This is a genomic window from Haloglomus irregulare, assembly GCF_007421925.1.
Lineage (GTDB): Archaea > Halobacteriota > Halobacteria > Halobacteriales > Haloarculaceae > Haloglomus > Haloglomus irregulare.
Window position 1 is genome coordinate 155,297 of the sequence record NZ_QMDX01000006.1, and the last position, 19,055, is coordinate 174,351.

Here is a 19,055-nt window from a genome sequence, read left to right on the forward strand (position 1 = left end):
GGCACCCCTATCTCCTCAAGCGTCCCCGGTGCTGCCGGGTAGCGGGGTATTTTGCCTCTAGTTTGGGGCAGGGTTCGCCGGGTTCACCGGGCCATCCCGGGATGCGCTCCCGTAACCGGATGAGGAACCGAACCACCCAGGGTTCGGGGCCCTCACCCGTCCCGCGGGTAGGCGAGTCGGGTCCGCTTGCGCGGGACGTGAACGCTCTCCGTGTCGACGCTCCGGAAGGTCCCGGTATCGGGGTCAACCCGGCCGACGGCGAGCCAGTCGGTGATGCCGCTGGCCCCACAGGCGATGCACTGGCCGGCGATACGGGCGGTCACCTCCGGCGGGTCCACGGCCACCTCGACGAACCCCTCGGCGAGGAAGTCGGCCATCTCGCAGTCGCAGAAGTCGCTCCGCGCGAGCCACCACAGATCGCTCACGTTCACCTCGCGGGAGTCGTTGACGCTGATCCACGCACCGTCATCGAGCTGGTGGATGCTGGTGACCACAGTCGAGGGAGCGGGCCGGCACAGGTAACCGTGTCGTCCGGCGAGACGCTCGCCGGCGGTCCAGAAGCACAGTGACGCGGTGGCGTCCGTGTAACCGCATGACCGCGGTCGTATCGCGGCCGGCGGGCTCGTCACCGATAGCGGTAACAAGTTCCGTAACTGGAGAGTGGGGGACAGGCTTGTCCGGGCGCACGGGTTTATGAACCCGGCCAGTATAGACGGAATCGATGATCGACTGGCACCAGAACGACGAGGGTCCGGCGACGGCAGCCGTCGCGCCGGACGTCTCCGAGGTGGGGGCGAGCGATGAGTGAGGAGGCGGCTCCCGAGGAGGAAGAGGAGATCGACACCAGTCATCTGGACGACATGGAGGACGGGTGTGGCTGCGCCGAGGTCTGGGAGCACCTCTCCGAGGGCCGCGACGGCGACGCCGACGCCGACGCCGCCGCGGACGACTGACGGCGGGACCGGGCGGGACCGCCGTCGTCGGGGCCGGGCAGGCGCGGGCGAGAGGTTTTTCCTACCGTTGGTCCTATAACGGTTCGATGAGCGGACAGGACCACGACGAGACGGTACCGCCGGCGGACCGCGAGTCACCGGTGGGCCGGCCCGTTATCCGGGGGAAGCCGGAGGTCGCCGGCGAGGAGGCGGTCGGCTTCGACCCGGGGGACCCGGAGAGCCTGGAACTCGCCTCGGACGTGGTCCGCCGGTTCTCGCAGAACACCGCCGGCGCCGACGACAACGTGTTCATGCTCCGCGGCGCCGCCGCCTGTGCCGCGCTCGTCCGTGGTGAGGGCTCCTACAAGGCGGCCGCCGAGCGCGCCGGCGGCGAGGCCACGGTCGCCTTCATCCGGAAGTGGGCCCGCGTCCACGACCTGCCCCGCTCGGTGCGGCGCTACGTCGCACTCGGGCGGATCGCCCCCACCGCCGCCAAGCATATGGCCCGGGTCTCGGGTGAGGCCCGCTTCCTGCTGGCCTGGGCCACCCTCGACCACGGCCTCACCGTCCGCGAGGTCCGGGCGACGGCCTCGCGGGTGAACGAGGGGATGAGCGTCGAGGAGGCGCTCGCCGAGGTCGGCATCGAACTGGGGATGCTGACCGTGTCGCTGGAGCCGGAGATCTACCGAGAGCTCCGGCGTCGCGCCGCGCTGAACGACGTCGAACCCTCGGACGTGGTTGCGGCCGCCCTCGAGGACTACTTCGAGCGTATCTGACCGAAACCGTTACACCCGGTTCGATACAATCAGAAGATGAGGGCCGATAGCTCAGTCCGGCAGAGCGTCTGGCTTTTAACGTGGCGTCCCCGCTCGACCCGGGAACACGCGGAAGAGACCAGACGGTCGGGGGTTCAAATCCCTCTCGGCCCGTGCATCGAACCGGCAGAGAAGGATCTGAACCCTGGCAGTCGCAGCGCGTCGCACGCCCGGACCGTCTGCCCCCGGTTCAAATCCCTCTCGGCCCGTACAAGCCGTCACAGAGTGGCGACCGGACGGAGCCACCGGCGGGACCCCGCCACGCACTCGCCCGGTACAACCTATCACACGGAATACAGTTGTCGCGGTCTGCTTGGCAGAAGGAGGGCGTCCCACGATAGCGTCCATATAACCGGGAGACCGCCGACAGGACACGGAACTGTCTCCGACGAGGGACGGGTCACGGCGCGATGTCGCCGGGCGGCGGCGTTCACCCCCGGGTCGGCAGGTAGGCCAGGCCGATGACGAAGACGCCCGCGAGGCCCGAGAGGATGGAGATCCCCCAGAGCCCGTTCATCCGCTCCTTGTAGTAGTCCTGCCGTTCGACCTGAGCCTGGTACGCATCCGTGTCGGTCGAGAGGACCACGCTGTCCTCGTCCGGGAAGTGGGCGACGTGCACTTGGCCACCCAGCGTGGCGTTGGCCCCCTCCGTCAGTTCGGTCCGGGTCGTCCTGGGACCGGTCCACTCCAGCAGGACGCGGTCACTGGAGACATTGGCGACGGTCGTCTCGTTGGCCGGCACCGAGAGGTCCGCCGCCGCGCGGAAGGTGAGCGTGTCGCCCTCGGCGAACGTCCGCTCGTCCGGCGTCGGGAGGTACTCGTCGAGCGGCTGGGTGCTCCCGTTGCGGTAGCGGACGAACTCCGTGCCGTCCTCGGAGGTGAACGTCGAGTTCTCCACGTCGGCGTCCCCCCGGAGCCGCTGGCTGACGTTGAACGACTGGACCACACGGAACTCGTCGGGGTCGGAGGCGTTCCCGACGACGACCTCGTAGTTCTCCCCCCAGACGACGGTAGCTGAACCCGGACCGATCTCGGTCACGGTAGTGGTGTTACCCCGGTAGTCGAGCCGGTCGCCGACCCCGAGGGACGCGGTCTCGTTGCCGGCGTCGTCCAGCAGCGCGAAGCTGCCGTCCGAGATGCTCACCGTCCGCTGGCTCCCGTTGAACGCGACGGTATCACCGTCCTGGATGGTGGCGGAGGAGGCCGCGGCCTGGCCGGCCCAGGACGCGTTGGTCGGCGAGAGCGCCGAGCCGTTGGCCAACTCCGCGCTGTAGACGAACGAGTCGTTCGTCCGTGAGAGCTGACCGACCAGAGTCGTCCCCCCACCGCCGCCGTGGCCGCCGCCCTCCTCCTCCCTCGCCTCGATGCTGGCGACGGTGTACGTCTGTCCGTTGACGGTGACCGTGTCACCCTCGGAGAGCTCCTCGCCAGCGAGCTCGATGTCGGGCTCCTCGGCCACGGCGATGACCGAGTAGGCGCTCGCGGCCATGACGAGGAAGAAGGCGAAGTAGATCGCCGCGACTCGTCGTTGCATACCGGGTCGGTCACCGTGGCCGCAAATAGGCGTTGTCTTTTACGAGCGGACGGGTCGTCGTTCAGTCCCGCCGGTGTGCGAGGAGCCCGACCGCCAACAGCCCGGCGAGGGCTGCAACGGCGCCGAAGCCCGGCCCCGCGCCGACCGTCGGCGTCACCGGTCCGTCGGCGGCGCCGGCAGGTGCGGCCGTCGCGGTCGCCGTTGACTCGTCGGCCGGGCTCGACGGCTCGTCCCCGGCGTCAGCCCCGTCCCCGTCCGACCCGCCCCCATCGCCCGGAGTGGTCGTGGCGGTCGACTCGGCCGTCGCCGTCGCCTCAGCCGCCGCCGTCGCGGTCCGCTCCGCGGTGGCGGTCGATTCGGCCGTCGCCGTCGCCGTGGCGGTCGGTTCGGCCGTCGCCGCGGCGGTCGCCGTTTCGGTCCGCTCCGGCGTCGCGATCGCCGTCGCCGTCGACTCCGTCGAGTCGTCACCCTGCTCGGACGGCGGCGGGCCGAGCTGCTCGCGAGCCTCCGCCTCGGAGGAGCACTCGCAGATGTAGAAGTAGTGCGAGTCGAGCGTCACGTCGAACTGGGTGCCGTCGTAGCCCGTCCCGTTGAGGAACCCGTTGATCTGGTACCAGCCGGGCTCCTCGGGCATCGTGTAGCACTCGTTCTGGACGGCGACGACCTCGTCGACGTCGTTGATGGCGATGGAATCGCCAGCCAGGTCGTCCTCGTCGAAGAACTCGATGATGATCTCGTGGTCGTTGAACTCCGAGTTCTTCCGGGCGGCCAGCAGCGACTCGTCCGTCTCCGTCCCGGGGTCATCGTTCTCGCGGTCGACGCCGAACGCGGCGGTGTTCTCCGTCGAACACGACGAGAACGTGATGTCCGGGTTGCCGATGATGAGGTACTCCGCCACCTCGTACCCCCTCGGCGAGGGCGTGCCGTCGAACGTGCCCTCCAGCCCAGCCAGGTGCTGGATGCTCGCGTTCGCCCGGTTCTGGTCACCCGGGTAGTGGTCGACCTCGTTCGGGAGGAATACCTCGTAGTCCCCGCTCGTCTCGTGGTTGACCTCCCCGGTCGCGCTCGCGGCGCCACCGACCACGACCGCGGATATCACGACCACGGCGATCGCCAGCGCACCACTGACGCGCGTTCGGCCCGTCATCCGGCTCTACCGCTCCGAACTGGTGGAACCACGGAACGCGTCCTGCGCGTCCGGATGCCGGCATCGATACCGTCACCGTGTCCCGCCGAGGAGGTCCCACCAGCCACGCCCTCGGTCACCACCACCACCGCGCAGAGGACGGCCACCGTGCGCTGTCCTGTCATGTGACCACATCCTGCCACTACGCGACCCTAACACCGTCGCAGGTGATATATGGGGTTTTATCACCTGACAACCTGCTGAACGGTCGGTTCATTCCTCGCCCGGGAGACGTGGTAACAAGCGATTCGGGGACCGGAGCGCGGCCGGGCGCGGACGTGCTGGTTCAGCGCCGGAGGAGCGCGAGCAGCCCCGCTAGTAGCCCCCCGGCCAGCGCCGCCACCGCGCCGAAGCCCGGCCCCGCGCCGACCGTCGGCGTCGCCGGCCCGGCACCCTGCTGTTGGGCCTGCTGTCGCTGGTCCTGCTGGCTGGTCCGGCCGCCGTCGTTACTCCCACCCGCCGTCGCGGTGGCGGTCTCCTGGGACGCACTGTCACCGTCGCTGCCCCCGTCGTCGCTGTCGCCGCTATCGCTGCTATCGCTGCCACCGCCGTCGCCGCTATCGCTATCGTCGCCGCCACCGTCATCGGGCTCCGCCGTTGGCGTCTCGGTCGGCGTCTCGGTGGCCGTCTCGGTCGGCGTCCTCGTAGCAGTCCGCTCCGCTCCGTCCGAATCGTCGGGCATCGGAGTGGCCGTCGCGGTCGACTCCGCAGTGTCATCGTCACCCTGCTCGGACGGCGGCGGGCCGAGCTGCTCGCGGGCCTCCGCCTCCGAGCCGCAGACACAGATGTAGAAGTAGTGCGAGATGGTCTCGATCCGGGCCTCGTTTCCGCTCCAGGCGGTACCGTTGGTGAAGCCCTCTATCTGGTACCAGCCCGGCTCCTCGGGCATCCCGTAACACGGCCCGCCGCCGGATTTGTACCCCTGGTGCGAGACGATCTCGTCGTCCGGGTACAGCTCCGCGTTACTGTCGCCGTCCTCGCGACCGGCCTCGCGGCCGCCGCGGTCCGGCGGGTTCGGCGCGCCGAGCTCGTTGCCCTCGTAGAAGTCCACCTCGATGGAGTGGTCGTTGAAGTTGCTCTGCTCGAGGTAGCGCAGCAGATCGATATCGACCTCCGTCCCGGCGTCGTCGTTGTCCCGGTCGATGCCGAACGCCGCCGTGTTCGAGCTGGTACACTCCGAGAAGTCGATGTCCTGGTTCTCTATCCTCAGGTACTTCATCTGCTCCAGCCCGTCCGGCGCGCCCTGTTCGTTGTAGGACTTCTGGGTTCCGGCTGCGAACTGGTTGATACTCGCGTTGTACGGCCCGCCGGGGTTCTCGTCCCGTGGGTAATGGTCCGTGTCGAACGGGAGGTCGACCGTGTAGTTCCCGTTCTCCGCGCCGTGTGGCGACGTGGAGTCGGCGGTCGGCGAGGCCCCGACGCCGCCGGTCAGGAGTCCGACGAGCGTGAGCACCGCGACGGCACCGACGAGCGCAGCCGTTCGCTGTCGTATCATGTGACCACTACACATGGACATCCCTGCTAACCGCTCTGCTGGGAGTACGCTGTTGTTTATCAGCACGGCCACACAGGGACGGTCCGTTTTTTGTTACCGTCCGGACCCGAATCCGGGCGGACCGAACGTACTGTCAGTATACCTGAACGAGCGCCGTCGGGGCCGACGAGCGGACGGTGAGCACGGCGGCGGGCAGGGCGTGCGGGATGAGTTCGTGTCCGCAGACACCGGACAGCGTGTTGGTATCATCCATGAGGGGAGCGAGGGCGGACTGAGCGCTCAGGAGTGGTCACAGGCCGCCCGAGACCGGGGCGAACGGCCCCGGACTCCCTGATACCGGCTCATACCCTACTGTTAAACGGCCGGAGTAGCCCAGCAGAACGGCTTACCCGAGACAGTGGACAGTAACAGGCAGCATGGCAGACAGATCGGAGACGAGAGGCGGCGGCGGGCGCGACCGTCGCTCGTTCCTGAAGTACGCGGGGGCCGGTGGAGCCGCCGCGATCGCAGCGGGTTGCAAGACACGCGACCGCCCCGGAGGCAGCGGATTCACCACCACCCCCGGTGGCAGCGGCGACGAGGAGACGAGCGAGGGGACCCCGGTGCCCCAGCCCCTCGAGGGCAACACCATCCGCATCGGGAGTCTCGCCCCGCAGCCGGACAGCTTCCCCATCGGGAAGTCCATCTGGGACTCGATGCAGATGGCGGTCGAGGACATCAACCAGAACGGCATCCCCGGCATCGGGGGCCGTGGCATCCTCGGCGCGAAGCTCGAGCCGCTCTCCGGGAACACGGAGGCCTCCCCGGGGACGGCCCGGGAGGAGTTCAATCGGCTCGTCCAGAAGGAGGGCTGCAAGGCGACGTTCGGGACCTTCCTCACCCAGTGCACCCTCCAGATCTTCAACCCGATGAAGGCGACCCAGACCGTCCACATCACGACGGCGGCCACCGGGCCGAAGCCGGGACGGATCGTCCACGAACGGTACGACGAGTTCAAATGGCATTTCCGCGCCGGCCCCATCAACTCCTACGACCTCGCGGCGGCCGAACTGGAGTTTCTCAACATCTACGCCGACCAGCTCGGCTGGAGCGACGCCGCGGTACTCATCGAGAACATCGCGCCGTTCGACCCGTTCGCCGAGACCCTGAAGCCGGAGGTCGGGAACCTGTTCGACAGCGTGCCCGTCTTCAAGCGCTCCTCCTCGGGGACGATCAACTGGACCCCGCTCTGGGACGAGGTGGAGTCGGCCGACGTCGACATCAACCTCATCGGGCAGGCCCTGACCGGCACCGCCGCGGTGAAACAGTGGGCGAACCAGAGCCGTGACTTCGAGATGGGCGGCATCCACGTCCCCTCCCAGGTGTACGAGTTCTGGGAGGAGGTCTCGGGAGCCTGCCAGTACGTCTTCACGATGAACGCCGTCACCCCCCAGACGGAGAACACGGAGCGCACGCAGCCGTTCATGAAGCGCTATCGGGACCGGTTCGACACCTTCCCCGTCTACTCGGGCCCCATCACCTACGACGCCGTGCGCGCCTACGCGAAGGCGATGGGTCGCTACGTGCTCGACAACGACATGGAGGAGGTCCCGACGAACGAGGCGATGGTCGAGGCCCTGGAGACGTACACGTTCGAGGACGGCATCGTCCTGCCGTCCATCCAGTTCACGCCGCCGGAGGCCGACTTCGCCCACGAGCCACAGTGGACCTTGATGAAGGATACGGGGGTCCCGGTCTGGCAGCAGTGGCAGGTCGACGAGGAGGTCACCGACGACTACGGCGTGATGCACTCGTTCGCGCCCGAACAGAACAAGACGTCCGACTACACCTACCCGGACTGGATCGACTACCCCAGCGACCACCCGGCAAACCAGTAAGAAGATGACCAGCGCAGCCAACGTCATCGTCACGGCGATATCGATCAGCTCCCTGTACGCGATCATCGCGATCGGGTTCACCCTCATCTTCGGGGTCGGCGGGGTGCTGAACTTCTCGCATGGCGCGCTCATCACCATCGGGGCCGAGGCCTCGTACCTGCTCTCGAACCCGACGAACCTCGGTCTCCACCCGGCGCTCGGCCTCGTCGGGGGGATGGTCACAGCGGCGGTCGTCGGCGCCATCCTCTATCTCGGCGTCGTCCAGTTCGTCGAGGACGAACCGGTGACGCTGCTCATCCTCACCTTCATCATCGGCTTCTTCATCCAGCACGCCTGCCGCGTGTTCATCACCGGCACGAGCGACTTCTCGGTCGACCAGGTCACGCCCGGCGAGACGACGATCGCCGGCGTCACCCTGTTCGACATCGACATCTTCATCTTCGTCCTGGCGGCGGTCCTCATCGCCGCGACGGGCGTCTTCGTCTCCCGGACCAAGACCGGCAAGGCCATCCTGGCGGTGTCGATGTCAGAAAAGGGTGCGGCCGTGGTCGGCATCGACGCCCGGAAGATCAACCTCATCACCTGGCTGCTGGCCTCCGCGTTCGCCGGCATCGCCGGCGTCCTGCTGACGATGAAGCAGACCGGCGCCTGGTCGATGGGGACCCAGCCGCTCATCCTGGCGTTCTCCATCGTCATCCTGGGTGGGCTCGGCTCCATCAAGGGCTCCGTCGTCGGGGCCTACATCATCGGCTTCACCGAGACCATCACCACCTCGTACATCAGCTCCTCGCTACAGGGGTTCACCGCGCTCGTGCTGCTAATCGTGCTCCTGCTCGTCAAGCCCGAAGGTCTGTTCGGGCGGGAGGCGGCCTGATATGGCGACCGAAAGCGACGAATCCGTACTCGGCGGGTCGACCTCGGCCGAGCGCCGCCGGGCGGTGCTCGAGAAGCTCAACCCCCTGGAGATGCCCATACGATTCCAGCTGGGGCTCCTGGGTATCGTCGGGTTCGTCCTGCTGCCGACACAGCTCTACCCCGACCAGATGGGACGGCCGACGAACCTGCTGTTCCTGATGATGTTCGCGATGTCCTGGGACGTCGTCTCGGGGTACACCGGACAGCTCTCGTTCGGGCACGCGTTCTTCTTCGCGGTCGGGGGCTACACCAGCGCCATCCTCGACCTCCAGCACGGTATCACGCCCGTCATCGGCATCCCGGTCGGGATGCTCCTGGCCGGCGTCGGAGGGCTGCTTATCGGCATCCCGGCGCTCCGGCTCCGGGGCCCGTACCTCTCGCTGGTGACGCTCATCATCCCCATCATCCTCGCGAAGCTGTTCACGCTGTTCAACAACAGCCTCCCCGTCCTCGCGCCGGAGGGGCTCGGCGGCCGGAACGGTCCCGGCCTGCCGACGCAGCTGTTCGGCATCGACGGTAGCGGGGCCGTCCTCGAACTCGCGGAGGGGTACAGCGGCATCCAGCAGACCGCGCTGGCGAACTACTACCTCGCGCTGGGGTTGATGCTGCTCATCCTGGTCGTGCTGCTGGCGGTCACCCGCTCCTCGGCGGGTGACGTGTTCACCGCCATCCGCGAGGACGAGGACGCCGTCGCGGCCGCGGGGCTGGACGCCTCCCGGTTCAAGCTGTTCGCGTTCGTTCTCTCGGCGGTCGTCGGCGGGCTGGCCGGCGCCGTCTGGGTGCATACGGTCCAGACCCCGTCGCCGCTGGGCATCCTCGGCCAGGACGATATCCAGACCAGTATCGACGTCATCATCATGTCCATCCTCGGCGGCACCGGCACCATCGTCGGGCCGATCATCGGGGCGGTGGTGTTCGCGCTGAGCGCCGTCGTCGTCGGTGGCCTGAGCGACGTCATCATCCCGGTGGCGGACGTGGCGGTGGCGGACCTGCGACCGCTGCCGCTGCTGGCGGCCGCGATGGCGACGCTGGTGTTCGCGCCCGGCGGCGTCCTTCGGGCCAACATCCGGCTCGGCCGGAGGATACTGGCCAGCGCACGCGGCGACGAGTACGAGGGCGAGCCCATCGGCGGCGGGGACTCCGCGCTCGGGCAGATCATCGAGAAGTACCGCGCGGAGCTACGCGAGATCATCGACGAGCGTCGATAACATGAGTACCGACAACGAGAGCGGCGAGCGGCTCACGCCCGGACAGCAGGGGTTCGGCCCCAGCGATGGCGTGCTCGTCGCCAACGACCTACGCAAGGAGTTCGGCGGACTGACCGCGATGGACGACCTGTCGTTCGCCGTCCAGGAGCAGGAGATCCTCGGCTTCATCGGCCCGAACGGCGCCGGCAAGTCGACGACGTTCAACTGCGTCACCGGCTTCTACGGGCCGACGGGCGGTAACGTCTGGTTCAAGGGCGAGGACGTCACCGGCTTGGAGTCACACGAGATGGTGCAGAAGGGGATGGCCCGGACGTTCCAGGACTTCGCCCCGCTGTCGGACCGCACCGTGGTCCGGAACGTGGCGCTGTCGCTGGCCCCGGACGAGCTGCTCACGCTCGCGGGCGTGAGCGGCGAGACCGAGCGGCTGGCCGAGGAGATCTGCCGCCGCGTCGGGCTGGGTGACCAGCTCGAGGAGACCCCCGGTGAACTTCCCCACGCCGGCATGCTGAAGCTGGAGATCGCGAAGGCCATCGCCACCAACCCAGACCTGATGCTGGTCGACGAGCCGTTCGCCGGCCTCTCCAGCGGGGAGGTCCAAGAGCTGACCGAGGTCCTGCTCAGCCTCCGGGACAACGGGATGACCCTCATCGTGGTCGACCACAACATGCGGGGCCTGCTCAACCTCATCGACCGGGCGTTCGTCATCCAGTTCGGCGCGAAGATCGCCGAAGGACCGCCGGACGAGATCACGGACGACCCGAAGGTTCAAGAAGCCTACCTCGGAGGTGATGAGATATGAGCAGCCAGACGCGGAGCGGGTCCGCCGACGCCGCCACCGCGAGCGGCAGCATCGTCCTCGAGGCGACGGACGTCCAGGTGTCGTACGGGAAGGTCACCGCCCTCCGGGGCGTGGACCTCGAGTTGGGCGAGGGCGAGCTCGTCTCACTGATCGGCCCGAACGGCGCCGGCAAGACGACGTTCTGTGACACGGTCAACGGGTTCCTCCCCTTCGGCGGCAGCGTCCAGTACCGTGGCATGGAGGTCGGCTCCACCTCCCGCGACGAGCTCGTCGACCGCGGGATGATCTACTGTACCGAGGAGCGGGACCTCTTCGGCTTCATGGACGTGGAGGACAACCTCCGGCTCGGCGCCTACGCCATCGACGACGAGGACTACGTCGACCAGCAGCTGGAGTTCGTCTACGACCTCTTCCCCCGGCTGGAGGAGCGGACCGAGCAGAACGCGCGCTCGATGTCCGGCGGCGAGCAGCAGATGCTCGCCATCGGCCGCGCCCTGATGGGTGACCCGGACCTGCTCGTCCTCGACGAGCCGACTATCGGCCTCGCACCGGTCATCCTCGAGGACATCAGCCAGGCCATCGACCCCATCCAGGAGCAGGGCGTCTCCATCCTCCTGACCGAGCAGAACGTCACGTTCGCGCTCGACCACGCCGACCGGATGTACCTCCTCGAGAACGGTGAGGTCGTCAAGACCGGCACGCCCGAGCAGCTGCGCGGCGACGACTACATCCGCGAGACCTACCTCGGGGGGTAGCGGTCGCGCCGCTGCCGGACCCGTTTCTGCCATCCCCGGCATCCTCTCCGATAGCGACCCGCATTTCCCAACCGAGCGTCGTTTTTCGCGGGTACGACTGCTATTACCGAGTTCTCTCCCCACGAGGGACGAACGTGGGCCCCGCTCCCGCCGTCGACCTCGTGGCGGTGCTCGCGGGGGTCGTCGCCCTGTGGCTCGGCGCCTCCCGGTTCGTCGCGGGGGCGAGTGACCTGGCGGCCCGCGTCGGGACCCCACCGCTCGTGGTCGGGCTCACCATCGTCGCACTGGGGACGTCCCTCCCCGGGTTCGCGGTCACCGTCGGGTCCGCCTTCGCCGGGCGGACGGACGTCTCCGTCGCCAGCGTCGTCGGGTCGAACGTGAGCAACCTGGGCATCGTCCTCGGAGGCAGCGCCGCGGTCCGGGCGCTCCCGACACCCGGGGGAATCATCCGACGGGACGGACCGGGCCGGTCCTTGTTGGAGCGACGCTGCTCGTGGCCGTCCTCGGCACCGACCTCCGGCTCACTGCGACGGAGGGGTCGCACTCGTGACGCTGCTGCTCGCGTCCCCCGGCTTCCCGGGGCACCGTGGGTTGGGCGCCCCGGACCTCGGCGTCGACGGCCCGGTGCCGGAGCGACGCCTTGCCGCCGACGCAGTCCGCGTGGTCGTGGGACCCGTCGCCGTCGTGGTTGGAACGGAACTCGTCGCCAGCGCCGCCGCTATCCGTCAGGGGCGCCTCGACGTGTCGGCCGGCAACGTCTTCGGCTCCTGCCTCGTCGACCTCGACCCACAGCCCGCGAGCCTCGCGGCCGCCGCCGGCCGCCCCGCGGCCAAGACGGCCGACGGCCCCACCGTCACGGACGTGCTGCCGGGGGACGCCGCCGGGGGCAAGGACCTGCGTGGCCTCGTCATCGGCGACGAACCGTTCGATCCCGTCTCCGGCCACGAGTCGTTGGCGCCGCTGGAGAGCACCGCCCGCGCGGAGGGCATCTCCACCGTGGAGTTCCTGCTCCGGTCCACGCTCGCGCCCGCGGCCGTGGACTACGACCACGTCATCGTTGACCCGCTGGCGACGCTCACCCTGCTGGTCGACAACGCGCTCATCGCCACGGGCAACGTGCTCGGCCCGATAGAGATGACGCGCAAGGGCGAGCGGTCCATCGGCGGCGTCCTCGACACGGTCCAGGCGCCCGGGTCACAGCTCCAGCGCGCCCAGCCCGACTTCAGCCTGCGCGTCATCGGCATCCTCCCGAACCGGGTCGAGGGGTCGAGCCTCAACCAGTCCGTCCGTGAGACGCTGACGGCCGAGGTCGACGGCGTCTCGCTACTCCCCGTCACCCTCCCGGACTACAACGTCCTCGAACGCTCATGGGACGCCGGCCCGGACATCTCCCGCCACGCCGAGCAGCACGGCCTCCGCGCGTATCAGGAGTCGCTGCTCGACGGGCTACAGCTCGAGCGGCGGCACCGGGAGTAGGAGGTGATGCCCCGACGGTACACGCTCGAACCGACGAGTGACGTACCCTCGCCCCGACCCCCCGTGCCCCCAGACCCCGCCCGTAGCGTTTAGTAGAACCCGATGCCATGCGGCAATCATGGGGGGAGTTAGCAAGCTCGTGAGGGCCGTCGTGGCCATCGCCGTACCGTTCGTGCTCCTGTTCGCCGCCAACGCTGTCGCGGGACGGGACGGAATGCTCGTGGTACTTCTATTCGGTCTCGTGGTCGGTATCGTCGTCTTCACCGCGGCGGCGGTCGGCCGCCTCCTGGCCTGGTTCCGGCTCCGGGACACCGAAACCGTGGCGCCGACCGGGGTCGACGCCGGGCCGGTGGAGGTCGAGGGGACGGCCGAACCGCTGGACGGGACGCTGAACGCTCCACGGACCGACGGCGACGCGGCGAGCCTCGCGTACGAGCATGTGATCAAGGAGAAGGAGTACCGCTCCGGCGAGGACGGTGACCAGCAGGTCTGGGACACGAGGAAGAACGAGACCGAGACCGCCCCGTTCGTCGTGACCGACGGCGGGGACGGCGTCGTGGTCGACCCCGAGGACGCGGAGCTGCTCCTCTCGGAGAGCTACGAGGACCGGACCAGCCAGCGCCGTGAGTACGTCAGGCGGCTGGCCGCCGGCGAGGAGGTGTACGTCGCTGGCGAGGCCGTCTCGGCGACCGCGGTCGACGGTCGGACCGACGGTCGGGCGTACGTCGTCAGACGGCCGACGACGTGGGTCCCGCCGGTGCTCCAGCGACTGTACGACCGCCCGTTCGTCGTCTCGGACGCCGACGAGGACGAGGCCGAACGGCGGCTCCTCTGCAGCTCGGTGAAGTGGATGGGCGTCACGCTGTTCGTCGACCTCTTCTTCGTGGCGGCCGCCGTCGGCATCGCGAGCGTCCTCATCAACTGACGGGACTACATCCGGTGCCCGGGTAGCACTCGTCCGGCGGCGCCGCGCTACGACCGAATGTCGAGGTCAGTACGGCGCCCGTCAAGCAGAGCGCTCGCGAGGAGAGCCATGGGCCGGATTTGAACCGGCGATATGCGGCTCTGCAGGCCGCCGCGTTCGGCCGGACTCTGCCACCATGGCGCGTCTCACCATAGCCTGACGGGCGGCAAAAGCGTAGCGGTCCCGTGGGAGAGGGTTCAGGCGGTGGTCTGACGGACGGGAGTCGGAACCGGTCGGATCAGTGCGTCAGAGCCGCTGCCATCCCTGCGACGCGCTCGTGATCGCCGTCGTTCGTCGCCCCAGTCATCACGACGCGCGAGCAACGCGAACAGGGGAGCGGCTCGAACCCGACGGGGCTCAGTACGATCGCGGCAGCCCGAGCGTGTGCTCGGCGACGTGGTTGCGCATCATCTCGGTGGAGCCGGGCGCGACCTTCCCCAGTCGCGAGCCCTTCCACATCTCGATGACGGCGTAGTCACGCGAGAAGCCGTTGCCGCCATGGGTCTGGACCGCCACGTCCGTCGCATCGTGGCCGACCTCCGTGGCGCGGAGCTTCGCCATGTTCGACACCTCGGCGGTCTTCTTCGGGTCGGGCTCGTTGTCGACCATCCACGCGGCCTTGCGGAGCAGGAGCTCGGAGGCCTCGAGCTTCGTCCAGGAGTCGGCGATGGGATGCTGGACGGCCTGGTGGGCGCCGATGGGTTGGTCGAAGACCTCCCGCTCCTTCGCGTAGTCGATGGCGCGGTTCAGGGCGCACTTGCCCGTGCCGATGGCGCCGGCCGCGCCGAGCAGCCGCTCGGGATTGACAGTGTCGAACAGCTGGTACAGTCCCATCCCCGGGGTGCCGACGACGTCGTCCTCGTGGACGCGGACCCCGTCGAAGGAGAGCTCGTACTGCTTCTCCGGCGTGGGGATGCCGACGTCCAGCTCCCGGGCCTCCAGGTTCGTGTCGTCCGGGTCGACCAGGAACAGGGTGACCCCCTGCATCTTGGCGGCGTCGTCCTTCGGTGCCGTGCGCGCGACGGTGAGCATCTGGTCGGCGTAGTCCACCCCGGAGATCCACTGCTTGGTCCCTTCGATGACGTACTCGTCGCCGTCCTCCTCGGCGAAGGTGGTCATGTTGGGCGCGTTGTGTCCGGCGTCCGGCTCCGTGAGCGCCATCGCCCAGTTGGCCTCGCCGTCACAGATCTTCGGGAGCCACTCCTCCTTCTGCTCCTCGCTCCCGTTCTCGGCGAGCGTGATGCCGCCGAAGCAGACGTTGACGACGAACAGCATCTCCGCGCCCATGCAACCGTTGGTGCAGAGTTCCTCGACGATGGCCGAGAGCTCCCAGAACCCCATCCCCTCGCCACCGTACTCCTGGGGGATGGCCGCTCCGAGGAACCCGGCGTCGGCACAATCCTGCCAGAACTCCGTCGGCTCCATGCCATCGGCGACGTCGAACCAGTAGTCGTCGTCGTAGCCGTCGGCGACGTCGCGGGCGGTCTGGCGGATCATATCCAGTTCTGCCGTCTCCTCGAACGCCGGGGGTGTGGACTGTGTGGTTGTCACACTCGTACACAGGTCCGGATATTTGATAAAGTTTCGCAACTCACAACAGCGGTAGTGTTTCCCCAGGAACGCCGGGCGGACCAGCGTCGCCACTCACGAGTCATAACGGACGCGGGTAGCGACCACCGCGACCGCTCGGCCCGAGCTACGGTGTCGCCACTCGCCGTGTGGGAGACGTGACGAGGGCGAGGGTCGCCACTCGTCGGGTGATGAGCGGGCGAACGGCACGAGCGCCACTCGCCGTGAGATGAATGGTAGGCGGCGAACCGGTGTTCCCAGAGGCTCGCGCACTCCAGTACTGGCCGGAACGCTGGCGGGCTTAACTACCGTGTTCGGGATGGGTACGGGTGTGTCCCCGCCGCTGTGGCCGCCTTAACGCCGACCGACGGAGTCGAACCGTCGTACCGCCAGTGTCGGTGGTTCTGATGAATCGTCTGTACGTGTGATTTCCAAATTGCGCCTGGACCCGTTCACGGAGTCCGAAGGTATGATTGGTGGCTTTGGACGGTTAGTTCTCGCGGGCTGAACACCTCGTTACCTCGGTGCGTACACCCCGAGTCTATCGAACTCGTCTTGTACGAGCGTCCTCAGCGGTGCTTCTTTTCCAGGTGGGTTTCGAGCTTAGATGCGTTCAGCTCTTACCCCGTGTGGCGTAGCTGCCCGGCACATGCCCTCTCGGACAACCGGTACACCAGTGGCCACCGATCGTAGTTCCTCTCGTACTATACGATCGTTCCCGTCAAGCACCGTACACCCCCAGTAGATAGCAGCCGACCTGTCTCACGACGGTCTAAACCCAGCTCACGACCTCCTTTAATAGGCGAACAACCTCACCCTTGCCCGCTTCTGCACGGGCAGGATGGAGGGAACCGACATCGAGGTAGCAAGCCACCGGGTCGATATGTGCTCTTGCCGGTGACGACTCTGTTATCCCTAGGGTAGCTTTTCTGTCGTCAATGGCCCGCATCGGGCAGGCTCATTGGTTCGCTAGACCACACTTTCGTGTCAGCGTCACTCGTTAGGAATGACACTGTCAATCCACCTTTTGCTCTTGCACTCTTCTTCGGGTTCCCGACCCGAATGAGGTGGACTTAGGGCGCGCTCGATATCATTTCGAGCGCGTACCGCCCCAGTCAAACTGCCCAGCTACCGGTGTTCTCCTCCCGGAGTGAGAGTCACAGTCACTGACGGGTAGTATTTCAGTGGTGTCTGGGTGGCCCGCTGGCGCGGGTACCTCTGTAACGACTCCTACCTATTCTGCACATCAGCGACCATGTCTCAGCGGCAGCTTGCAGTAAAGCTCCATAGGGTCTTCGCTTCCCCCTGGGGGTCTCCAGACTCCGCACTGGAACGTACAGTTCACCGGGCCCAACGTTGGGACAGCGACGCTCTCGTTGATCCATTCATGCAAGCCGCTACTGAAGCGGCAAGGTACTACGCTACCTTAAGAGGGTCATAGTTACCCCCGCCGTTGACGGGTCCTTCGTCCCATTGTACTGGGTGTTCAGATACCCGCACTGGGCAGGATTCAGTGACCGTACGAGTCCTTGCGGATTTGCGGTCACCTATGTTGTTACTAGACAGTCGGAGCGTCCGAGTCACTGCGACCTGCTCATCTCCTGAGCAGGCATCCCTTATCGCGAACTTACGGGACCAGATTGCCGAATTCCCTAACGTCGGTTGTTCCCGACAGGCCTTGCCTTTCGCTGGCACGAGTACCTGTGTCGGATCTCGGTACGGATTCCGTACTCACCTTTTCACGGGCCCTAGGTTGAACCGGCTTGCGCTATCCTGCCGTTCGTCCGCTTCGTGCCGTTACGGCTTCCACGGATTTTGACAGTTCGACCACGCGAAAGCGTGGTCCGGTCGACCCCAAGGCGTCAGTTTTCGTTGTACGGAAGCGCTGGAATATTAACCAGCTTCCCATTTTGTCCCGCTCGAATTACGACGGGACTTAGGACCGGCTAACCCTCGGCTGTGGAACATTGCCGAGGAACCCTTACTCGTTCGGCCGTCGGGATTCTAACCCGACTATCGCTGCTACTATGACCAAGATTTTCCTCACCGGTCGGTCCACGCGAGCTCTCGCCCGTGCTTCCACCCAACCGGAGTGCCGACCTACGCGAGCACGCTCTGACACGTGCGGCTAGGTCTCGGTGATGGACTTGAGCCCCGATCATTTTGGGCGCCCCAAACCTCGGCCGGTAAGCTGTTACGCTTTTCTTAGAGGGTAGCTGCTTCTAAGCTCACCTCCCGGCTGTCTAGGGCTTGGGACCACCTTCGATCGCACTTAGTCCATACTTGGGGACCTTAACCCAGCTCTGGGTTGTCTCCCTCACGCTACGCAAGCTTACCCCGCGCAGCGGACTCCCTTCGTCCACGGCGTCCGTGAGTTCGGAGTTCGACAGGAGGTCCGACTCCTCTCGGAGTCGGGGCCCCCAATCGGTCGCTCTACCCCACGGACTACCTCAGAAGAGGTAATGCTTCGACATTTTTCGGTCGGAACCAGCTGTTTCCGGGTTCGATGGGCCTTTCACCCCTACACGTAGGTCACGAGAGGGTATTGTAGGACACCAACTCTAACGGGCCTCCACGTAGCTTTCGCCACGCTTCGCCCTGCCCACGCGTAGATCACCCGGTTTCGGGTCGTGCCCGTTTGACTCCCCGCACTTGAATACGGCGGCCCTCGCAATGCTGCGGCCATGTCGGTTTCCCTACGCCTCCCCGGATACTCCGGTTAGACTCGTCAAACAAGCACACTCCTTGGTTCGTTTTTCAAAACGTACGATCGGACAGCGGCTCCCGAAGGCTCCTACTGTACCCTCGCGGGTAGGTCGTTTCCCTGCGGGCCTTTCGTGCCCGATCGCTCTATCGCTACCTGATTTCAGGCCCTATTGCACCTCCCTTCTCGGGGTGCTTTTCAGCGTTCGCTCACGCTACTTTTTCGCTATCGGTCTCAGAACGTATTTAGTCTTGGCAGACGATGTCTGCCAGCTTCACGAGGAATTTCCAATCCCCGCTACTCTGGAGCTGACGCACCGAGTACTGCACGACGATACGGGGTTGTCACCCTGTTTCACGCTCCGTTCCAGGAGACTTCTCGTCGAGCTTCCTCGGATGAGAGCCAGTCCGAACACCACATTGGCCGAAGCCTTCGGTTTGGACTGTGTCGGGTTCACTCGCGGTTAGTAACGACATCTCGGTTGATTTCTCTTCCTGCACCTACTGAGATGTTTCAATTCGGTGCGTTCCCCATTGCGCGAAGCAATTGCGGTGGGGATTCCCATTCGGACATCCCTAGTTCTTCGCCTCCGTGCGGCTCCCTAGGGCTTATCGCAGCTTGGCACGTCCTTCGTCGGCGTCTGAGCCGAGCCATCCACCAGGCAGCACAGTAGCCACGATGACTATAACTCGGACCCTGTGAACGGGTCCAGTGTGCGCCTGGAAATCACACGTACACACGATCTCATCTGCAGGGTCGCGGGTGGGCGACCTGCATCAACCCTTCCCACCCACGCTTGCACGGGGTGGTGCATCGGTCTGTTACG

The 19,055-nt window shown here is 66.6% G+C and carries 14 protein-coding genes, 2 tRNA genes, 2 rRNA genes and 1 pseudogene; 11 read left to right on the forward strand and 8 right to left on the reverse strand.

The genetic code is table 11. The features are described from left to right. Positions 1-152: 152 nt before the first annotated feature. The gene (locus DP107_RS11465) at positions 153-494 is read right to left on the reverse strand and encodes a hypothetical protein (protein ID WP_144262300.1); all 342 of its coding nucleotides are present in this window, start codon (positions 492-494) and stop codon (positions 153-155) included. A 306-nt stretch (positions 495-800) separates the two neighbouring features. Between DP107_RS11465 and DP107_RS20060 the strand changes: the two genes are divergently transcribed. From DP107_RS20060 to DP107_RS11475, 3 genes are all read left to right on the forward strand, one after another. After that, a complete protein-coding gene (locus tag DP107_RS20060; RefSeq protein ID WP_185977276.1) occupies positions 801-953 on the forward strand; it encodes a hypothetical protein in 153 nt (50 codons plus the stop codon). An 86-nt stretch (positions 954-1,039) separates the two neighbouring features. Further along, positions 1,040-1,708 (forward strand): DUF7119 family protein, encoded by a 669-nt coding sequence (locus tag DP107_RS11470; RefSeq protein WP_144262301.1) that lies wholly within the window; start codon positions 1,040-1,042, stop codon positions 1,706-1,708. A 40-nt stretch (positions 1,709-1,748) separates the two neighbouring features. Then, positions 1,749-1,861 (forward strand) — tRNA-Lys (locus DP107_RS11475). Positions 1,862-2,177: 316 nt separating this feature from the next. Here the strand turns inward: DP107_RS11475 and DP107_RS11480 are convergent. From DP107_RS11480 to DP107_RS11490, 3 genes are all read right to left on the reverse strand, one after another. Further along, positions 2,178-3,281: a hypothetical protein gene (locus tag DP107_RS11480; protein ID WP_144262302.1), complete on the reverse strand. Its 1,104-nt coding sequence runs from the start codon at positions 3,279-3,281 to the stop codon at positions 2,178-2,180. Between the two features lie 61 nt (positions 3,282-3,342). After that, a complete protein-coding gene (locus tag DP107_RS11485) occupies positions 3,343-4,428 on the reverse strand; it encodes a PGF-CTERM sorting domain-containing protein (RefSeq protein ID WP_144262303.1) in 1,086 nt (361 codons plus the stop codon). 325 nt (positions 4,429-4,753) lie between these two features. Then, positions 4,754-5,962: a hypothetical protein gene (locus DP107_RS11490; protein WP_144262304.1), complete on the reverse strand. Its 1,209-nt coding sequence runs from the start codon at positions 5,960-5,962 to the stop codon at positions 4,754-4,756. A gap of 416 nt (positions 5,963-6,378) precedes the next feature. Here DP107_RS11490 and DP107_RS11495 point away from each other — a divergent pair, with 416 nt between their 5' ends. From DP107_RS11495 to DP107_RS11530, 8 genes and pseudogenes are all read left to right on the forward strand, one after another. After that, positions 6,379-7,839, forward strand: coding sequence for an ABC transporter substrate-binding protein (locus DP107_RS11495; RefSeq protein ID WP_144262328.1), 1,461 nt, complete (start codon positions 6,379-6,381; stop codon positions 7,837-7,839). 4 nt (positions 7,840-7,843) lie between these two features. Beyond that, complete coding sequence (locus DP107_RS11500; protein ID WP_144262305.1) at positions 7,844-8,713, forward strand: branched-chain amino acid ABC transporter permease; 870 nt, start codon at positions 7,844-7,846, stop codon at positions 8,711-8,713. Between the two features lies 1 nt (position 8,714). After that, the gene (locus DP107_RS11505; RefSeq protein ID WP_144262306.1) at positions 8,715-9,962 is read left to right on the forward strand and encodes a branched-chain amino acid ABC transporter permease; all 1,248 of its coding nucleotides are present in this window, start codon (positions 8,715-8,717) and stop codon (positions 9,960-9,962) included. Between the two features lies 1 nt (position 9,963). Further along, on the forward strand, positions 9,964-10,761 hold the full coding sequence (locus DP107_RS11510; RefSeq protein ID WP_144262307.1) for an ABC transporter ATP-binding protein: 798 nt from the start codon (positions 9,964-9,966) through the stop codon (positions 10,759-10,761). Continuing rightward, positions 10,758-11,516, forward strand: coding sequence for an ABC transporter ATP-binding protein (locus DP107_RS11515; RefSeq protein ID WP_144262308.1), 759 nt, complete (start codon positions 10,758-10,760; stop codon positions 11,514-11,516). Before DP107_RS11510 ends, DP107_RS11515 begins: the two co-directional genes overlap by 4 nt. Positions 11,517-11,683: 167 nt before the next feature. Beyond that, positions 11,684-11,953, forward strand: a pseudogene (locus tag DP107_RS21435) (calcium/sodium antiporter); the annotation flags it as partial. A gap of 109 nt (positions 11,954-12,062) precedes the next feature. After that, positions 12,063-12,992, forward strand: a complete 930-nt coding sequence (locus tag DP107_RS20770; RefSeq protein WP_144262309.1) for a ParA family protein — start codon at positions 12,063-12,065, stop codon at positions 12,990-12,992. A gap of 118 nt (positions 12,993-13,110) precedes the next feature. After that, positions 13,111-13,917: a hypothetical protein gene (locus tag DP107_RS11530; RefSeq protein WP_144262310.1), complete on the forward strand. Its 807-nt coding sequence runs from the start codon at positions 13,111-13,113 to the stop codon at positions 13,915-13,917. Positions 13,918-14,021: 104 nt separating this feature from the next. Here the strand turns inward: DP107_RS11530 and DP107_RS11535 are convergent. The 4 genes from DP107_RS11535 to DP107_RS11550 form a co-directional block, all read right to left on the reverse strand. Beyond that, positions 14,022-14,097, reverse strand: a tRNA-Cys gene (locus DP107_RS11535). A 216-nt stretch (positions 14,098-14,313) separates the two neighbouring features. Beyond that, positions 14,314-15,507, reverse strand: coding sequence for an acyl-CoA dehydrogenase family protein (locus tag DP107_RS11540; RefSeq protein ID WP_238330862.1), 1,194 nt, complete (start codon positions 15,505-15,507; stop codon positions 14,314-14,316). Between the two features lie 253 nt (positions 15,508-15,760). Beyond that, positions 15,761-15,882 (reverse strand): 5S ribosomal RNA (rrf, locus tag DP107_RS11545). A 114-nt stretch (positions 15,883-15,996) separates the two neighbouring features. Continuing rightward, positions 15,997-18,911: ribosomal RNA gene (locus DP107_RS11550) — 23S ribosomal RNA — on the reverse strand. Positions 18,912-19,055: the final 144 nt, after the last annotated feature.

Coding starts and splice junctions, on each gene's coding strand:
- DP107_RS20060 (WP_185977276.1), top strand. CDS start 801: ATGAGTGAGGAGGCGGCTCCCGAGGAGGAAGAGGAGATCGACACCAGT.
- DP107_RS11470 (WP_144262301.1), top strand. CDS start 1,040: ATGAGCGGACAGGACCACGACGAGACGGTACCGCCGGCGGACCGCGAG.
- DP107_RS11480 (WP_144262302.1), bottom strand. CDS start 3,281: ATGCAACGACGAGTCGCGGCGATCTACTTCGCCTTCTTCCTCGTCATG.
- DP107_RS11485 (WP_144262303.1), bottom strand. CDS start 4,428: ATGACGGGCCGAACGCGCGTCAGTGGTGCGCTGGCGATCGCCGTGGTC.
- DP107_RS11490 (WP_144262304.1), bottom strand. CDS start 5,962: ATGATACGACAGCGAACGGCTGCGCTCGTCGGTGCCGTCGCGGTGCTC.
- DP107_RS11495 (WP_144262328.1), top strand. CDS start 6,379: ATGGCAGACAGATCGGAGACGAGAGGCGGCGGCGGGCGCGACCGTCGC.
- DP107_RS11500 (WP_144262305.1), top strand. CDS start 7,844: ATGACCAGCGCAGCCAACGTCATCGTCACGGCGATATCGATCAGCTCC.
- DP107_RS11505 (WP_144262306.1), top strand. CDS start 8,715: ATGGCGACCGAAAGCGACGAATCCGTACTCGGCGGGTCGACCTCGGCC.
- DP107_RS11510 (WP_144262307.1), top strand. CDS start 9,964: ATGAGTACCGACAACGAGAGCGGCGAGCGGCTCACGCCCGGACAGCAG.
- DP107_RS11515 (WP_144262308.1), top strand. CDS start 10,758: ATGAGCAGCCAGACGCGGAGCGGGTCCGCCGACGCCGCCACCGCGAGC.
- DP107_RS11530 (WP_144262310.1), top strand. CDS start 13,111: ATGGGGGGAGTTAGCAAGCTCGTGAGGGCCGTCGTGGCCATCGCCGTA.